Genomic DNA, 613 nt, shown 5'->3' with positions numbered 1-613 from the left:
AACGCGAGGGCGACCAATACCTTCAATCTTGCTGCCCTTGTCGCCAGTGAGGTCCACATTACCTGTCTTAAAGAAATCATGGAATACCGAGTTCTCAGGGTCGACAACGCACAGCTTAGTTTCATGTTGTTGGTAGCGAATGAAACGACCAATGGTTGCAGAAGTACCGCCAGTGCCCGGGCTCATCACGACCCATGCTGGAACAGGGTGATCTTCCATTTGCATTTGGTTGAAAATCGAGTTGGCGATGTTGTTGTTTCCGCGCCAGTCGGTTGCACGCTCTGCATAGGTGAATTGGTCCATGTAGTGACCATTCAGCTCTTCAGCCAGACGACGAGACTCAGCATAAATCTGGTCAGAGCGATCAACTAGGTGAGCTTGGCCGCCGTAGAACTCAATTTGCTCAATCTTTTTCTTGGGCTACCAGATGATGATTCAATGATCGTGGTCTCTGGACCAACCCAGCCATTACAAATCGCGTATAGGAAAAGTGAACGCGCTAAGCGGTGTTTTAGAGAGCCCGTAGGGTGTGTACTTTCATCTTTTAGGTAGATATCGATGCCTTCAACACTCGGCAAATCAAGCTTGATAAGGTGAGTATCGGCAGACCGTT

At 48.8% G+C, this 613-nt stretch carries 1 pseudogene; it reads right to left on the bottom strand.

Features of this window, described 5'->3' with window-relative positions:
- Positions 1-613, bottom strand: a pseudogene (locus KIV40_RS34245) (PLP-dependent cysteine synthase family protein); the annotation flags it as partial.

It is taken from the genome of Vibrio sp. D173a (genome assembly GCF_030248475.1).
The sequence above is the reverse complement of the archived record's forward strand: the minus strand, read 5'-3'. Positions and strand labels throughout refer to the sequence as shown.